This window comes from Marinobacter sp. GH_1 (assembly GCF_048595985.1).
GTDB classification, from domain to species: domain Bacteria; phylum Pseudomonadota; class Gammaproteobacteria; order Pseudomonadales; family Oleiphilaceae; genus Marinobacter; species Marinobacter shengliensis.
The window spans coordinates 378,101-395,062 of sequence record NZ_CP184460.1 but is presented as its reverse complement, the minus strand read 5'-3'; the positions used below and the strand labels follow the sequence as shown (position 1 = coordinate 395,062).

The 16,962-nt window shown below is 54.4% G+C and carries 16 protein-coding genes and 1 tRNA gene; 7 read left to right on the top strand and 10 right to left on the bottom strand.

What is annotated here, in order from left to right:
* Window positions 1-150: 150 nt before the first annotated feature.
* Complete coding sequence (locus ACNSOI_RS01785; RefSeq protein WP_420194983.1) at window positions 151-1,191, bottom strand: zinc-binding alcohol dehydrogenase family protein; 1,041 nt, start codon at window positions 1,189-1,191, stop codon at window positions 151-153.
* A 102-nt stretch (window positions 1,192-1,293) separates the two neighbouring features.
* Here ACNSOI_RS01785 and ACNSOI_RS01780 point away from each other — a divergent pair, with 102 nt between their 5' ends.
* Both ACNSOI_RS01780 and ACNSOI_RS01775 read left to right on the top strand, forming a co-directional pair.
* Entirely contained in the window at window positions 1,294-2,256 is a 963-nt protein-coding gene (locus tag ACNSOI_RS01780; protein WP_420194982.1) for a LysR family transcriptional regulator, read from the top strand.
* A 98-nt stretch (window positions 2,257-2,354) separates the two neighbouring features.
* Complete coding sequence (locus ACNSOI_RS01775) at window positions 2,355-3,431, top strand: alkene reductase (protein WP_008175562.1); 1,077 nt, start codon at window positions 2,355-2,357, stop codon at window positions 3,429-3,431.
* 153 nt (window positions 3,432-3,584) lie between these two features.
* Here the strand turns inward: ACNSOI_RS01775 and ACNSOI_RS01770 are convergent, their stop codons facing one another.
* From ACNSOI_RS01770 to ACNSOI_RS01740, 7 genes are all read right to left on the bottom strand, one after another.
* On the bottom strand, window positions 3,585-4,532 hold the full coding sequence (locus ACNSOI_RS01770) for a LysR family transcriptional regulator (protein ID WP_420194981.1): 948 nt from the start codon (window positions 4,530-4,532) through the stop codon (window positions 3,585-3,587).
* A gap of 120 nt (window positions 4,533-4,652) precedes the next feature.
* Complete coding sequence (trxA, locus tag ACNSOI_RS01765; RefSeq protein ID WP_224848255.1) at window positions 4,653-4,976, bottom strand: thioredoxin; 324 nt, start codon at window positions 4,974-4,976, stop codon at window positions 4,653-4,655.
* 112 nt (window positions 4,977-5,088) lie between these two features.
* Window positions 5,089-5,595 (bottom strand): lipid A-modifier LpxR family protein, encoded by a 507-nt coding sequence (locus tag ACNSOI_RS01760; RefSeq protein WP_420195697.1) that lies wholly within the window; start codon window positions 5,593-5,595, stop codon window positions 5,089-5,091.
* A gap of 189 nt (window positions 5,596-5,784) precedes the next feature.
* On the bottom strand, window positions 5,785-6,981 hold the full coding sequence (locus tag ACNSOI_RS01755) for a low temperature requirement protein A (protein WP_420194980.1): 1,197 nt from the start codon (window positions 6,979-6,981) through the stop codon (window positions 5,785-5,787).
* 73 nt (window positions 6,982-7,054) lie between these two features.
* A complete protein-coding gene (locus tag ACNSOI_RS01750) occupies window positions 7,055-8,062 on the bottom strand; it encodes a zinc-dependent alcohol dehydrogenase family protein (protein WP_420194979.1) in 1,008 nt (335 codons plus the stop codon).
* A 22-nt stretch (window positions 8,063-8,084) separates the two neighbouring features.
* Window positions 8,085-9,092, bottom strand: coding sequence for a zinc-dependent alcohol dehydrogenase family protein (locus ACNSOI_RS01745; protein ID WP_420194978.1), 1,008 nt, complete (start codon window positions 9,090-9,092; stop codon window positions 8,085-8,087).
* 74 nt (window positions 9,093-9,166) lie between these two features.
* Complete coding sequence (locus ACNSOI_RS01740) at window positions 9,167-9,925, bottom strand: SDR family oxidoreductase (protein ID WP_153740097.1); 759 nt, start codon at window positions 9,923-9,925, stop codon at window positions 9,167-9,169.
* 159 nt (window positions 9,926-10,084) lie between these two features.
* Between ACNSOI_RS01740 and ACNSOI_RS01735 the strand changes: the two genes are divergently transcribed.
* On the top strand, window positions 10,085-10,978 hold the full coding sequence (locus ACNSOI_RS01735) for a LysR family transcriptional regulator (RefSeq protein ID WP_420194977.1): 894 nt from the start codon (window positions 10,085-10,087) through the stop codon (window positions 10,976-10,978).
* Window positions 10,979-11,797: 819 nt separating this feature from the next.
* Here the strand turns inward: ACNSOI_RS01735 and ACNSOI_RS01730 are convergent.
* The gene (locus ACNSOI_RS01730) at window positions 11,798-12,796 is read right to left on the bottom strand and encodes a lipid A deacylase LpxR family protein (protein ID WP_420194976.1); all 999 of its coding nucleotides are present in this window, start codon (window positions 12,794-12,796) and stop codon (window positions 11,798-11,800) included.
* A gap of 636 nt (window positions 12,797-13,432) precedes the next feature.
* Here ACNSOI_RS01730 and ACNSOI_RS01725 point away from each other — a divergent pair.
* Window positions 13,433-13,554: transfer RNA gene (locus ACNSOI_RS01725), tRNA-OTHER, on the top strand.
* A 92-nt stretch (window positions 13,555-13,646) separates the two neighbouring features.
* On the opposite strand, the gene ACNSOI_RS01720 is transcribed toward ACNSOI_RS01725, so the two are convergent.
* Window positions 13,647-14,573, bottom strand: coding sequence for a substrate-binding domain-containing protein (locus ACNSOI_RS01720; RefSeq protein ID WP_420194975.1), 927 nt, complete (start codon window positions 14,571-14,573; stop codon window positions 13,647-13,649).
* 76 nt (window positions 14,574-14,649) lie between these two features.
* On the opposite strand from ACNSOI_RS01720, the gene ACNSOI_RS01715 reads away from it, so the two are divergent.
* From ACNSOI_RS01715 to ACNSOI_RS01705, 3 genes are all read left to right on the top strand, one after another.
* Window positions 14,650-15,348 (top strand): ABC transporter permease, encoded by a 699-nt coding sequence (locus tag ACNSOI_RS01715; RefSeq protein ID WP_058092941.1) that lies wholly within the window; start codon window positions 14,650-14,652, stop codon window positions 15,346-15,348.
* Window positions 15,345-16,088 (top strand): ATP-binding cassette domain-containing protein, encoded by a 744-nt coding sequence (locus tag ACNSOI_RS01710; protein WP_420194974.1) that lies wholly within the window; start codon window positions 15,345-15,347, stop codon window positions 16,086-16,088. Before ACNSOI_RS01715 ends, ACNSOI_RS01710 begins: the two co-directional genes overlap by 4 nt.
* A gap of 67 nt (window positions 16,089-16,155) precedes the next feature.
* Window positions 16,156-16,962 (top strand): substrate-binding domain-containing protein, encoded by an 807-nt coding sequence (locus ACNSOI_RS01705; protein WP_420194973.1) that lies wholly within the window; start codon window positions 16,156-16,158, stop codon window positions 16,960-16,962.

Below are 16,962 nucleotides of genomic sequence, written 5' to 3'. Positions count from 1 at the left end.
TAGACTAGTATACCGGGGCGAATCCAAATAAGATCTATAGCCCCATTGCTGGCGATCCAAGTGCTGAAGCAATGGGGCAACTTGATCGTTTGCCGGGTTCTTTAAGAGTGACTCTTCTTAGGAATGCCCGCAGTAACGGGGTAGAACCCGTCAGGCAAAACCCTCCAGCACAATCTTGCCAACGGCGGTTCCTGATTCCAGTTCGGCGTGTGCGGCACGTAGATTCTCGGCGTTGATCGCTCCGAGGTACTTCCCTGCAGTTGTGCGGATGAAGCCTTGATCTACAAGCCGTGAGACCTCATTCAACAAGTCGTGCTGAACCTGCATATCATCCGCCTGGTGCATTGAGCGGGCGAACATGAATTCAATGTGTAATGATAGACTCTTCGGCTTGATCTTCATTACGTCCAGACTTGCAGGATCGTCGATCATGGCAATCTTTCCAAACGGCTTAAGCACCGCCACATAATCGTCGAAGTATTGATCTGTGGCGTTAAGACTGGCCACATGGGTTACAGAACCAATTTTGCCGGCAGACACCAGTGTTTCGATCTGGGGCTGCAAGGGTTCACGGTGATTCAAAACAAAATCCGCACCCAATGATTCAACCCAGGCCTTCGATTCCGGGCGAGATGCCGTAGCGAGTACTTTTGCGCCTGTCAGCTGTTTGATCAATTGAACTAGAATTGAACCCACGCCTCCTGCGGCGCCAATCACAAGTACCACATCGTCGCTTGGAGTGATGGACCCAGCCAACTGTCGCTCAAGTTGCAGGTGGTCAAACAGCATTTCCCATGCTGTTATCGTGGTCAGGGGCAACGCCGCAGCATCGGCGTCGGACAGGCTGGCAGGCTTCCGACCAACCAGACGCTCATCGACAACCTGGTATTCAGCGTTGCTGCCCTGACGGGTAACGTCACCGGCATAAAATACGGTGTCACCTTCTTTGAAGAGTGAAGCGTCCTCGCCTATTGCCACTACCTCTCCAACGGCATCCCATCCAAGTACTTTGATCTGGCCTGGTTCGGGCTCTGCCTGCTGGCGTACCTTGAAGTCAACGGGGTTCACGGCGATGGCTTTGACTCTGACCAACAGGTCCCGGCCTTTTGCGACGGGACGTTCCATCTCAACATTTTGCAGCGCATCAGGGTTTTCGATAGGAAGAGATTCCCGATATCCAACAGCTTTCATTATCTGTCTCCGCAATGATTTTCGAGTAGCGCGCAGTATGGTCGCCGTTTACACTCGGGTAAACGGGAAAATTTGTTAAACATATTCAAAGAATTTTTGAAAATGAGTCTTGATGATCTGATCGTGGTTTTGAGGGTCGCTGAATTCCGCAACATTACCGCTGCCGCCACCAGTCTTGATATGCGAGCTGCCACAGCCAGCGCCGCAGTAAAGCGCGTAGAACAGGAGCTGGGTGTAGAGTTATTCGTACGCTCCACGCGAAGGTTGCGGTTGTCTGCGGCCGGCGAGAAATACTTGCCTTACTGCAAGCAAGCGATTGACTTGTTGAGCCAGGCGCAACAGAACCTTCGATCTGAAGTTGACTCTGTAACAGGCGAAATCCGGCTTTCGGTTTCATCCGATCTTGGTCGTAACCGCGTTGTGCCCTGGATCGACGAATTGATGGCAACGCATCCAGGTTTGAACCTCAGAGTTCAGATTACTGACACCAACGTGGACTTTTACCGGGATTCGGTCGACATGGCGCTTCGCTACGGCGCGCCCAGTGACACCAACCTGTATGGCTTCAAAATTTGCGATGTGCCGCGCCTGCTTTGCGCATCTCCTGATTACCTGTCGCGTCATGGTCGCCCCATTCATCCTGATGACCTTGAGAACCACAACGGGCTGTTCTATCAGTTGCAGGACATCCCATTTGACCTCTGGACGTTCAAACGCGGAGACGAGGAGTATCGAGTCAAAATGACGGGCGATCGCGCCTCAAACGATGGCGATCTGGTTCGCCGGTGGTGCGTTGCTGGTCGCGGTCTTGCGATAAAATCGTGTCTTGATATGTCGGATGATCTGCTTGCAGGCCGTGTCACCACCATCATGCCGGGCTATGCGCCGCCGGTATCCGAGCTGTGGCTGATTTGTCCTACCCGACAGTCAATAACGCCGGCAATGAGGCTGTTGAGGGATGACCTGCGTGCAAAAGTAGGCGAACTGATGAATGCAATGATTGCCGGCGGCTTTTTTCCTCCGGATCGCTTGTCCGGAGGAAAAGATGAACAGCCTGTCGTATAAGTCAGGATGATGATTGATATATCTCGTCCGAATTAGTCCGCCCGGCCAACGGGCGGATATGCTACCAGCTCTTGTACACAAAATTTCCCGAGGATGCTATGAACACACTTTTTACTCCCCTGAAAATGGGCGCCAGTGAATTGGCCAATCGGGTCTTCATGGCCCCCCTCACCCGCGTCCGTGCCGACGCTGATCACGTTCCCACGGATATGATGGTTGAGTATTACGCCCAGCGTGCCTCTGCCGGCCTGATCATCACTGAAGCGACCATGGCTATTGAAGGCAATTCGGCCTTCTGGCGCGAGCCCGGTATCTATTCCGAGGCGCAAGTTGAAGGCTGGAAGAAAGTCACTGATGCGGTACACGCCAAAGGTGGCAAGATTTATCTGCAAATCTTTCACGGTGGCCGCGCCTGCCACCCGGTGTTAAACAATGGCAAGGATCCGGTAGCGCCCAGCGCCATTGCCATCACCAGCGATGAAGTGCACACACCGGAAGGTAAGAAGTCCTACACGGTTCCCCGCGCACTGGCCGACAGCGAAATCCCGGCCATCATCGACGGTTTCCGCACCGCCGCCGAGAATGCCAAGCGCGCCGGCTTTGACGGTGTTGAGGTTCATGGCGCCAACGGCTATCTGCTGGACCAGTTCCTGCGTGATAGCTCCAACCATCGAGAAGGCCCCTACGGTGGCCCGATCGAAAATCGCGCCCGACTTCTGCTGGAGGTGATTGAAGCCGTATCCGGAGTGTTCGGTTCCGAGAACGTCGGTGTTCGACTGAGCCCCCTCAACAGCTTCCAGAGCATGAAGGACAGTGATCCGGTCGGTCTGGTTACCTGGCTCGCCAAGCGCCTGAACGACTACGGCCTGGCCTTTGTTCATTTGATGCGCAGCGACTTTTTCGGGGAACAGCAAGCGGACGTCATTACTCCGGTCCGCGAACACTTCAAGGGCAAGTTGATCCTCAACATGGGCTACACCGGTGAAGAAGCAGAACAAGCCATCGAATCCGGATTGGCCGACGCTGTCGCCTTTGGCGTGCCCTTCATTGCCAACCCGGACCTCCCGGAGCGCCTGAAGCTTGGCGCCGAGCTCAACGAAGCAGATCCGGCGACTTTTTACTCCCAGGGTGCGGAAGGGTATATTGACTACCCTTACCTTGAAAGAGTTAGCTGAAGCATAATGTTAAGAGGGGGCTGTTAGCCCCCTTTTTCGTTGCGCAGAACACATGACCTTTGAAAGCACGATCTCCTTTCTTGTTTCTTCCAGTCTGAGGCCGGCGCTTACCTGGCCAACCCCACAATCCGTGGCGGCGACTTCTCTGGCCGGCTAGACCGCTTTCAGGTGCCGCCCGCAGGGCGAGGTGGTCATGATTTCGCGCCAGCGATCCCGCAGCAGGCGCTCGAGGTGGTCCCGAATCCAGATAATGCCGGGATCCCGGTCATGGCGGGCGTGCCAGACCAGGTACATGCTGGTGGGATCAACCTCAAAGGGCAGCTCTCCCATCCAGAGCCCGTTCACAAAACCGCAGTCCTGACTGATGAGCTCCGGCACCGCCGCAATCAGGTTTGTCTCCCGAAGCACCTGCGGCACGATGGAGAAATGATTGACGGTGGCGGCAATCCGGCGGCTTTGCCCCTTCTGGTCCAGGTAGCTGTCCACGAAACCATGGGCGTCGCCCGACATGGACACAAGCAAATGCCGGGCCTCCAGGAATTCCTCCATGGTGATCGGCTTACCCGCCAGCGGATGTCCTTCGCGCATCGCCAGCACGTAGCCACCCTCAAACAACCAGGTGCTCCGCAGGCTGTGGTCGTGCTGGTTCAGAACGCCAACCGCCAGGTCCACGTGGGCTTCGCGCAGATCGTCGTAGGTGCCATCGGGCGTGTACGGGACCGCGTGCAGATCGACACCGGGCGCCTCCTGCTCCAGCAATTCGATTAACTGGCGCCAGACCATCTCAACGATCACGTCGGTAGCGGCGATGCGAAATTTCCTTTTGGAATTAGCGGGGTCGAACTGAGTGGCTGAAACCGCGTTGGTTAGCGCGTACATGGGCCCGCCTACCTGGTCCCAGAGGCTCAAGGCATAAGACGTTGGCTCGATGTTACGACCTTTGCGGACAAACAGCGGGTCGCTCCAGATCTGGCGCATCCGGGAAATTGCGTTGGATACCGCCGGCTGGGTCATGGCCAGACGCTCGGCGGCTCGGGTCACCGAGCGCTCGGTCATGATGGCGTCGAAAATATAGAGGAGTTGCAGCTCCTGGGTTTTCATCGTGGGGTACCTGAATGATGGCAATGGACCCGGATAAGTCTGACCAGCATTGGCGGGCAGCGCAACCGGCACACAAAAACACCCTCCCATAACAAGAGGGTGTTGATTCGAGCCGGTGAATTACAGGTTGCCTTTGACGAAGGCCCGCAACTGGCCCAAGGTGCCGGCACCGGTCTGCCGGGCCACCACGCCGCCCTCGCGGAACAGCGCCAGGGTCGGGATGCTGCGGATTCCCATGCGAGCCGCCGTTTCTGGGCTGTCATCCACGTTGACCTTGGCCACCACCAGGTCATCGCCCAGTTCGTCGGCGATTTCCTCAAGCATGGGGCCAACGGTCTTGCAGGGGCCGCACCAGGGTGCCCAGAAATCGACCAGGACCGGCTTGTCGTTACGACCAACGGCCGCATCAAAGTTGCTGTCGTTTACTTCAACGATGTTGCTCATATCGTTTCTCCGTTTCCAGTAATGCCTGAGCCTAACCATGCGCCCTGCTCTTGCTGAAAACCAATTGTTCAGCGGTATACATGGTATTTCCCAGGGTGATGTACGCCGGTTGTCAGTGACTGCCAAAGCGTTTGCTCAGCACCAGTCCGGCCCAGACTTCCGCTAGCAGCACATTCAGATCATTGGCACTGAGTTCGTGATCAGAATCCCGGAACTGACCCTGCAGAAAAGCGTTGTAGGCCCTGGCCTTCACCGACAGACCACCCCAGAAGTAGTTCTCCCGACCGCCGACCGCGGAAACGCTGGGCGCCCGCTCACCGTAGGCCATCAATTCCGGGTTGAAGCGGTTATCCGGCGACGAAATCAGCCCTCCCCGGAACACCAGGGCGGCACCAAATTCGGTGAGGTATCCGACGCTCCCGAAGTAGGTCACCTTGAACTTGCTGTCCGGCTCACTGCCATCCAGGTACTGGTGGTAGGCTGCGGAGTACCGCAAGGTAGGCTCGCCCCCTTCGGAGATCTGGTGATCCCAGCCTTCGGGCTTGTCACTGCCGATGGCCTTGTGAATCGCATTCTGACTGTGCTCAAACAGGTCTAAGCCCAGGGCACCAACGGTCAGCGAGGAGGTCCATCCCGAGGTGCCACCGGCCGGCGCTACGGGGAGTTGTTCGTGAAGCTCGAAGAGTCACTGGGGCACGCCATGCGGGAGGACGCACGGCGAACTGAGGACGAAGCGCCGGCGTGAACAGCGCCAACGGACAATCACTGACGGCTATCTGTCAAATTGCATGGGCGTAGCCATGTTCCATCACAGCATTTTACCAGACCGGCGCGCATCTCTTAGCGCCAGAAAAATCGGCACACCAATCTGCGAGAACAGCGCCAGGACCCAAAGCCCGTTGCTGACAATCGACGGTACGAGGGGATGAACGGCTAGCACAACCAGCGCCATGACAATGCCGAACAGCCTCAGACCGCCGCTGTGGTATTTGTCGGTGGCATCAGTCACGGTTCGACGCAGCGCCCATAGCGAAGCTAAAAACACCGCTAGGCCGACCGAGCCAAGCGCGGCGTAGCCGGGCGGATAAGGCTCCCACAGGCCGACGTAGACTTGTCCGGCCAGCGCAACGCCAATCGTCACCGCACTCCACAAAATCACGATGTGAGCAAACCAGTATCTCAGCAGCACGGCACTGGTGAGGCTCTTCGGTTTTTCATTGCCGGCGCAGTCGAAATAAGTCCAGGCCAGCGCGAAGAGGGACAAGCCGCCCATGGTCACATTGAACAGCGTACCCGCGCTGACGCTGTAGACGCCCTTGTCGGCCAGCGTGACCACCAGTTTAAAGAAGCCTTCACCCAGCAAGATCAACATCAGAAGGCCGAAGCGCTCCGAGATGTGTCCGAGTTGAGGCACAAAGCGTTCGAAGCGGAGCGTGCCCACGCGCGGCAGCATGTACTGCAGCTGGATTGCTGCCACGCCGGCGGCAAAGACCCAGTAGGCAACCGGTGTCGGCAAAAAAGCCGACAGCGCGAACACCCCGGCCAACACGAAAAAATTCCGCGCCTGTTCCTGCGCCAGTCTATTGGCCGCGTTGTCGGTACAGCGCGCCCGCCAGTAAAGATAGGCCGTCAGCGCCCGATTCAACGCATAGGCCAGCGCGAAATACGTCCAGCCTTCACCGGCCACGTCGGGAATCGCCGCCGCGACGGTCATCATCGTGACAATCTTAAGTGCCATCACCACGCGATGCGGCATGTCCGTGGAGATATACAGCGAGTTATAGAGCGAGCTGTCTGCCCAGGCATAGAAAATTGCCAGGAACAGTCCGGTAAACACCCAGAATCCTTGCCACCCCAGATGATGGGACAGGTAATTTCCCAGAATGAAAATTGTCACTACATGGACCAGATCGAAGAAAAGTTCCACCCAGTGCACGTGGTCGTGGTTTTCATCGACATCCATGTGATGGCGCGGACGCCGCCAGAGAAGATCGCTAATTACCATACACTACCCCTTTTTCTTATTGTTCTGGCGGTGAATTATGCGCCGGCCAGAGACTAGCGGAAGCTACGAACTGTTAATCAAGTTCGACCACTATTTTACCAATCTGCTGATTTGACTCCAGATAGTGATGCGCTGCTACTATCTCTTCAAATTTAAAGCTTCGATCAATGACAGGCTTGAGTGTTCCTTCGGATAAACCCGAGTGGATAAATTGCTTTGCTCTGCGAAAACGCTCGATGTCTTTTATAACTTCAGTAAACACATACCCCCTAACTGTCAGACTTTTACGAAGTGCTATTTTTAAGGGAAAAGGGGTTGTTTCGGGACTTAATGCTCCGTGTACTATTATTGTTCCTTCAGGGCTCATTGCTTCAGCAATTTCAGCTATCTGCGGCCCACCGACAGCATCAAATGCGATTTTTAAATTGTTTGCTCCCAAGATGCTTCTCAAGCTATCCAGTAGCGGTTCTTCTTGGGTTGCAATCACATGGGCCGCGCCAGCCTCGAGCACAGCAGCCTTTTTAGCTCCTGTTAGAGTTGTAGCGATAGGGATACCCCCCAGAGAATTCACAATTTGAATCGCAGCCAATCCAACACTGCTCGATGCGGCGGTTATCAGTACTGAATCGCCTTTTTGCACGTTGGCAATTTCGACCAAAGCGCCATAAGCTGTCAGGTACTGCATCCAGGCTGCTGCGCCTTCAGCAAAGGTTAGCCCTGCTGGTTTGGGTGCCACATATTCACTTGGTACGACAATCTCTTCTGCATAGCAGCCATTCTGAGAAAGCCCCATCTGAGGGACAATACAAACCTCTTCCCCAAGGCGTAAATGATTTACCTCTTCCCCGACTTCAATAACTATCCCGGATGCTTCATAGCCGATTCGCGAAGGGAGGTCAGCCTTTTCTATATAGTTGCCTCGCCTAAACATGGCATCAGCACGATTGAGCCCAACAGCTTTGACCGCAATACGAACATCAGTGGCCTGCAAACCTGGACTCGCCAGCGAGTCAATAGTTAACACCTCGGGACCACCTAATTCATGGAAACGAACAGTTCGAATTAGTTTTCCTGGGCTCATATGCATCCTCAACAATGTCTTTTTAAGCAATTACATCAATAACGACTTTACCCATGGACCCCAACTCTACGGCATTATGTGCATCCATTGCCGTGTCAAGGGAAAAGCGTAACGGATCGAGTAATGGCTTAATTTGTCCAGCTTCAACGAGAGCCGTAATTTGCCGCAGAATGTCACCATGATGTTTGCGCCCCTCTCCGCTGAGCATTGGGTGTAACACAAAAATCGCTGACAATGTTGCAGAGCGTAATGACGACGGTGCGAGGTTATGTGAGCTGAATGCAGCACAGCTTAAAATATGTCCGTAATGTGCAATGATACCTAATGAGGCATCGAGTACAGAGCCACCGACAGTGTCGTAAATGATATCGAATCCTTTGCCTTGGGTGTATGCGTCCACGTAGTCAGCAGGGCTTGCAGTGTGATAATCAATCGGCGTGGCACCAAGCGCCTTGAGCAGTTGTTGTTTTCCAGTCGATGCAGTGGCATAAACGTCGGCACCTAAGGCCTTAGCAATTTGCACAGCTACATGCCCAACTCCGCCAGCTCCACCCTGGATAAGGATTTTCTGGCCCGCTTTAACATTCGCCTTGTCAACCAAACCTTCCCAAGCGGTAAGTGCAACCAGAGGTAAAGCCGCAGCTTCACGCATGGACAAATTTTTCGGTTTGGGAGCAAGTAACTCAGCATCTACGTTGGCATATTCAGCCAATGAGCCTTGCAATCCTCGCACTCCGCCAGTCAGACCATAAACTGCATCGCCTACTGCAAAGTCGGTGACGCCGTCGCCGATAGCAACAACTTCTCCAGCCAAATCAGTGCCAAGTACTGCGGGTAATTCCGGCATGGCATAAGGAGCGATACCTTGGCGGATCTTGTAATCAATAGGATTGACGCCACTCGCAAATATTTTTACTTGCACCTGACCTGCTGATGGAGAAGGTAAGTTAATCAGGGCATCCCGGAATACTGTACCTTCTTCATAGCTATCTAATATCAAAGCACGCATTTGTCCGTTTAACGCAGTCATCAATAACCTCACAATCTGAATATTCAGCGGGTGGTTAAATCACCCGCTGGTTAATAGGTCTTTTATTAAACGAATTAAAATTCTTGAACCGTTGGGCGCAGAACAATCTCGTTGATATCCACATCCGCAGGCTGCTCAATTGCGTATGCGATAGCACGAGCAACAGATTCAGATGGAATTTCATTTTGCTGATAAAAATCTTTTACAAAGGCTGCACCCTGAGCATCTGAACTTCCATGTTTTAATTCAGATTCGACTGCACCTGGTGAAATGATTGTTGAACGAATTTTACCCCCAACTTCATGGCGCAAGCCTTCGGCAATTGCGCGAACAGCGAATTTGGTTCCGCTATAAACCGTGCCGCCGGGACTGAATACTTTGATACCCGCTACGGACGAAATATTGATAAAGTGGCCGGATCCCTGTTCCTGAAAGATCGGAAGCGCTGCGGCCACTCCATACAGCAGACCTTTAACGTTGATGTCAATCATGCGATCCCATTCGTCAACTCGAGTCTCAGCTAACGGTGCAATCGCCATTAACCCTGCATTATTGATAACCACATCAACTTTACCGAAGCGCTCTTGTGCAAGATTTACAAGGGCCTTCACTTCGTCCTGGCTAGTCACATCTGTCGCTTGAACCGCAACGTTTCCGCCCGCTGTACGTATGTCAGCAGCAATAGCTTCAAGCTTGTCGATGCGTCGGGCACCTAAAACAACAGATGCGCCAAGACTGGCTAAATGTCTTGCCGTGGTCTCGCCTAAACCGCTGCTACCACCAGTGATCACAACGACCTTACCGCTGATGTTGTTTGCTAAAACACTACTCATAGTTAATACCCTCAAATCAGTTGAATGAATGACTACGTCTAACTGACAAGCAAATTATCCCTCACCTTCAAAAACCAATAAATGGAAACGTTTTGATTTGACAATTCCAGAATTTGGAATAATATTTGTGTACTCATACCAAACCTGAGTGTGACTGTGATGCTTAACAGATTGGAAATGCTCCGGATATTTTGTACTGCTGCAGAGTCTCGCAGCTTTAAAGAAGCGGCTAACCGTCTGGGAATTTCTCCTCAGGCAGTGACGCGAGCAGTGAAGGAGTTAGAGCGATTGCAAGGGGAGCTTTTATTTCATCGAAATACGCGACACATACAAGTGACCCTGGTTGGAGAAAAATTTGCTGTGATCGCAAAAGAACGCCTGCGCGCTGTAGATGAATTGTTTCAAACAAGTGCCGATGACTCGGGTAATGAATTACAAGGGCGGGTTCGTATCGCAGCGCCTGTTGGTTTTGGTCATAAATGCTTGATGCCAGCATTAATGGAACTCTCAACAGTACATCCTCAACTTGATATAGACCTGACACTCAGTGACGAGCGCGTGGATGTCGTTGACGAAAAAATAGATATTGGGATTCGTATCGGTTTCATGAGAGATAGTCGATTTATTGCTCGCCAGCTCACCAAAATTAGTATGTATGTCGTGGCTTCGCCTGACTTAATAGATAGAGTGGGAAGGCCTGAGTCTATTGAAGATCTAAACCACTTGCCGGTTACAGGGTTAGTAGATCGCAATACGGGAAAGCTTTGGCCGTGGGTTTTTTCCATGGACAGACAGTGGACGCCATCCATAACACGTTTTCGAAGTGCCGACGCCGAAGCTGAATTAATGGGTGTACAAAATGGACTGGGGTTTGCTCAAATTCCTGACTTTTCGGCCCAAGACTTATTACGCCAAGAGAAACTTGTGAGAGTGTTAGAAGAGGTCGAGCCGGTGCCTTGGGATTTATATATTTATCGCCCCCAACGTGGTCCGGTACCACAACGTATTCGATTGGTTTTTGATCACTTGGTGTCAAGATTGAGTGTCCGCTAATGGCACAAAAGTAATATTCATAAAGTACGAATACTACATTAGCTCACTTTACTGCTTTCAACAAAAATCGCCTTCCCGCAATACTGCCTGCTTGATGCTGACATCCCACAGCTCGCTTTTGTAAAATTTGGATTCGCCTCGATCCTCTTTGACAACGTCATCAGAGAAGCTATACATAATGAACCCGTGGCAGTAATTTTCCTCCTCACCATATCCGCGCTCTTCTCGATCAGCGTCTGGTATGTGCTATTGAGGCTGGGAGCTATTGTTAATGTTCGGAGCATTTTCCTTGCATCGGTATATTCAGTAGCGATTTGGCATGGGCTTGTCTACGTGCGTCAAGCTCTTCTCGGGATCTATTACTCTTTCGATGAAAACCTATCGCTACACTTTGACCTGATGAACTATTCCCTCGGATTAATGATATTTGTTTTTGCCTCAGCACTACTCGTCCTAGGTTATTTATTTGCCTACATAAAAATGATCTCTCGATCCAGCTCCTGGAAGGTGGCCACCGGAATCCTAGTTGGGGCAGGTGCATCTTCCCTACTCGTTCCGCTTGCGATGGTGCCGATCCTGTACCTGGTTTTTAACTTCGGTTACTGGATCGGTCTTTTAATGGGCTGACTCGACCTGTTGAAGTAAGGTAAATGCCGGTCAGCAGTCGACACTGGTATTAAAGCCACAACATGGCCGGAGATTGACACCACAAATTGGCCGCTCGGGTGGTCAACTCGATCGCTTCTGAATGTTCGCTTTTGTTTAACAGCGGGAACAAGCGCCACCACATCCCGTAAGCAACGGTCAAAACCAACCTTTCTACAATGCCCAAGAAACTGACAGCGTCCCAAAGCTGAAGTTGTCTTTATGACGCTCGTCTTCACTGGTTGAGGCACGCAGTGTGACCGAGGCCAGCAGGTGATCCCACTGCCAGGCAGCGCCCAGACCAAGCTGACCAATCAGCGGCCCTTCGTCAAAACGATAAGCCCCGGCATTGTCGTCGATGTAGGAATAGCCTACATACTCCACGCCCAGCCCCACATATACTGACCAGCTACTGCCTGAATCCTTGAACGAGCCCGGCAAAGCGATGGTTGAGGAGGTACCAGCGTAGTCCGGTACAAAATTTATAGGAAGGTTTCTGCCAAGCTGCCAGACCAACCCGGTTTTAGCGGAGGTTCGAAAACTCGACAGTAGTCCGGATCCGATCACCGACACACGCTGTTCAATGTTGCCGCCCTGCCCGAGTTGCAGGAGTTTCCGGCCATGCGCAGCCTGAATGCCACCCACCACATCGGTTCCAAGCTGATTCCCCCACCCTTGCGGCTTGTCGCTTCCCGTGGCTTTGTGCACCCATTTCTGAACCGACTCGGCACCGCTTTCGGGCCCAATAACACCAATGTGAGCACCAAAGCCGGTAATCGTATCGGCGTTCCAGCTCCATAGTGTGCCGCTGAGCGACAGGTGGCCGGCATAGGGAATGTCGTCGAACTGCGGACCTTCAACCGTAATATCTTCAGGCGTAACCATGAATTGCCGCAAACTCAGGCTTACCGCCTGCTTTGAATCAGCAGTTCCAATACCTGGCAGAAAGCGCAGCTCATCACGCAGAGTCCGGGCAAATCTTGCCGACTTTCCATCGTTCTCGTCAGCGGTGTCTGTCAGATACGAAAAGCGTACCCCGTTTGTATAGCCGCGATCGGTTCCGGTAAGCAGGTCGTTATCCCAGGACAGGTTAACAACTTCTGCCCTGAGACTGGCGGGCAAAACACTAATAACGAAGAGCAACAGGAAGGCATATTCGCAGCGACGACTCAAATCCAGTCTCTCCGGTTAATACTATGAGTTAACGAGCATGGCCTACTGTCGAGTCATACCTGTTACAACGGCCACTCAATCCAGATGTGGAGACTAAGTCGCTTTCCCTTGCTTTTCTAGTTCCCTCCCATCGACGCGGTCAGCTCTTACGGATTAACGTGCCGCCAGACTAGGTAAGAACACCCGATTACTTTGAAAGTTCAGCTGTAGTCAATCGACTTTACAGGCACCGGTTCTTTGCTGTCAGGTAAGCCTGAATTACTAAACTTTATTCTAATCGCCCCAAGTGTCAGCCAGGTGGTTAGCCGAACATCCCCCGTCATTCCCAATGACCTGTGATGCGGCCAACCCTTGACTATTAACGAGTGCCGATGGGTGATACTCTCTCGCAAAATATAACTTTCTACAGGCGGACTTTCGGACTACCCCGCTCGACTACTGTCCAATTTCGGACAGTTAAAACCAGACATTTTTTCTGAGCTTGAAGTTCGCATAGTAAACTGCAAAACTAGAAATTAAGCGGTTGGGGCAGTGGTCATTCTGTCCAGTTAGAGCCATCTCTAACCTGACAAATGTGTGCCCAAACTTGGGATAAAACGTGTAACTATCGGTGTTAAAAGAACTTTTTTTGAACTTCCGCCCGGCCTGCAAGTTACTGACGAACAACGACTTAGACCCACCGACCTCACTCCAAACCGACCCCAATCGGCGCCCTCCGGAGGCGGAGGTCAGAGGTTCGAATCCTCTCGGGCGGGCCATATTCAATAAAAAAGCCCACCTCGCGTGGGCTTTTTTGTGGAACTCTGGTTCACCCGAGAGCAGATGCAGAACTTTCGTTCGCCCCTCCCCCTCACGCGTTATAAACCACCCGCCCCAACTCACTGATGTCATACCCCCCCAACGCCTCTGCCCGCTGACCAAAGCGCGCGCATCGGGCGAACGCCAGCAAGCGCTGCATGGCGGGCTCAAAGTAGTGACGCCGGCGCATGGCGAGATCAAAATGCTCCTGCTGCAGAGGAATAAACGCCAAGCCCTGGCGGCGTGCTGCCGCTTCGATACCCAGACCAATATCCGCTTCGCCCTGGCGAATGGCCAGCGCTAGGTCGTCCTCGCTGAGTGACGGGTGAACAGCCCATCTGAGTTGTTTCGCGTCAATACGGTGGCGAGCGAGTAAACTCTGCAGCAGGTGGCTGACGCCGGCGTCGGGCTGGCGATGGGCGACCCGTATGCCGGGGCGGGCGATGTCCTCTAGCCGTACCAATTGGTGAGGGTTGTCGGCGGCCAGCAGAAGCCCCTGCTGACGTTTTGCCCACCGAATCAACACCAGGTCGCGCATGCCGCTCAGACCGAGGGTGGCCGGGTCGTTGTAACACTGGCTTTCTTCGTGCCAGATATGCATGCCGGCGAGCATGGCGCGCCCATCCACCAGTCTCTGCACGCCATCACCGCTCCCCTGGCACAGCAAAGCGAGTTCCGCGCCGCTTTCCTTCACCGCCCATTCCAGCAGCGGGTCCTGGCTGCCCGCCAGAACGGGCGGGATCGGCGTGCTGACGGCATCGTCACCCTCCAGGTGGTTCATCAACCACAGATCCAGCCGCTGGCGCGGGAAGAGAAGCTTGCCTGTCACCCGTACACAGGGAATCACGCCCTGGCTGACCAGGTCGTAAACCTTGCGCTCTTTGAGCCGCAAATACTCGGCGGCCTCAGCGGTGGTGAGATAAGCAGGAAGCGGCATCATTTTCTCCAGCGGCGCAGGGAAAGCACAGGACTGTTTCACGCTGCATGAATTCCGGAAGGCTGTGCAAAGCGTAGTTAAAAACGCCACGATGCTCAAATAATAAGGAGACGCAGCAGTGGAAAATAATGCGTTCTATGTGGCGTTGTCGTTGCTGTTAAGCCTCGACGCCTCGCTAATCCAGATCGTCGCGCTCTCGCTACAGGTGTCGCTTCTGGCCGTGCTGATTGCAGCGGTGCTGGGGTTTCCGCTTGGCGCTGCAGTGGCGCTGTGGCGCTTCCCGGGACGCGGCGCCGTGGTCGTGGTGCTGAACGCACTTATGGGACTCCCGCCGGTGGTGGCCGGGCTGATGGTGTATTTACTGCTCTCCCGCGCCGGGCCGCTCGGTGAGTGGGGGCTTCTGTTTACACCCGGCGCCATGGTGATCGCCCAGGTGGTGCTGGTGCTGCCCATCCTGGCTGCGCTGTCGCGCCAGAAGGTGGAAGAGATGCTGGGCGAGTACCGGGAACAGTTCGTGTCTCTCGGTATGTCCCGGGCTCGCATGATGCCCACCCTGCTCTGGGATGCCCGTTTTGCGCTGCTGACGGTGCTGCTCGCCGGGTTTGGCCGGGCCAGCGCCGAAGTGGGCGCGGTGATGATGGTGGGCGGCAATATTGATGGGGTCACCCGGGTAATGACCACCGCCATTGTGCTGGAAACTGGCAAAGGTAATCTGCCCCTGGCGCTCGGGCTCGGCATTGTGCTTTTGACGCTGGTCATGCTGATTAACGCCGGCGCCTATCTTGTGGGTGAACTGAGCAGGAGGCGGACAGGATGACATCACTGAACGCACCCTTCTTCTCCAGATCCGTTCTGCTTCCACCACCGGCCCTGTCCTTCCAGGGTGTCGCCTTCCATCATGAGGAAAACACATTGCTGGGCCCCTGTTCCTTCACCCTGGACGGCCCCGGCCCTACCCTGGTGATGGGCCCCAACGGCGCCGGCAAAAGCCTCCTGCTGCGCCTGGCTCACGGGCTGCTGTCGCCCACCCAGGGCCGGATTATTTGGTCGGATGAGGGCATTCCCCGTCAGGCCATGGTGTTCCAGCAACCGGTGCTTCTGCGCCGCTCTGCGGTGGCCAATCTCCGGCACGCTCTGGCGGTCAACAACGTCCCCCGTCGGGCACGGGCGAAACTGGCACTGGATGCCCTTGAACGCTTCGGCCTGTCGGCCTGCGCACACACACCCGCACGGGTGCTTTCGGGTGGACAACAACAACGCCTTGCGTTGGCGCGGGCCTGGGTGCTCTCGCCGCAGGTACTGTTTCTTGACGAGCCCACCTCGGCGCTTGACCCGGCCGCGATTAAGGCCGTAGAGGCCTCCGTGCTGGATTTTCACCAGCGAGGCACACGCATTGTGATGACCACCCACGATTTACATCAGGCCCGTCGGCTCGCCGGTGACGTTCTGTTCCTGTCTGGGGGAAAAGTGCGCGAACACACGGCGGCTGACACCTTCTTCAGCAACCCCGTATCCCGCGAGGCGCAGGCGTTCGTTACTGGAGAACTGGTGGAATAACTCCACCTCAGGACTTCGACATCAAGTAACCGGAAAATCACTCCCAACGCACGGAAGGAAAAACAAGATGAAAAAGACCCTGAATCTGCTGTTTGCAAGTGTGATGGCGATGGGCATATCGCTCGGTGCGCACGCCGAGGGATACATCATTCTCGCTTCCACCACCTCGACGGAAAACTCGGGGCTGTTCGACTCTATTCTGCCCAAATTCAAAAGCGCCAGCGGCATCGACGTGCGGGTTGTGGCCGTGGGCACCGGGCAGGCCTTTGAGCTTGCCCGCCGCGGCGACGCCGACAGTCTTCTGGTACATGACACCAGCGGCGAAAAGCGATTTATTGACAACGGACATGCCACCGGGCGGGCGGATGTGATGTACAACGACTTTGTACTGATTGGTCCAGCAAACGACCCCGCCAATGTCCGCAACGCCGGAACCGCCGCCGAGGCCTTCGCGGCCATCGCCAATGCCCGGGCCCCGTTCACATCACGGGGTGATGACAGTGGCACCAACCGCGCCGAGTTGCGCCTTTGGGAAAACGCCGGTGTCGAGCCCGATGGCGACTGGTACCGGGAGCTCGGCAGCGGCATGGGGCCAACACTTAACACGGCTGCGGCCATGGACGCCTACGTGATGTCGGATCGCGCCACCTGGGTAGCGTTCGGCAACCGCCAGAACCTGACCCTGCTGTTTGAAGGCGACAACGTGCTGTTCAACCAGTACGGCAGCTTGTTGCTCTCGGAACAGAAACACCCCCACCTCAAACACGATCTGGCCCGTCAGTGGCACAACTGGCTGATTTCCAAAGAGGGACAGCAAGCGATTGCTGACTTTAAAGTGAATGGACAACAGCTGTTTTTCCCGAATGCCAAATAG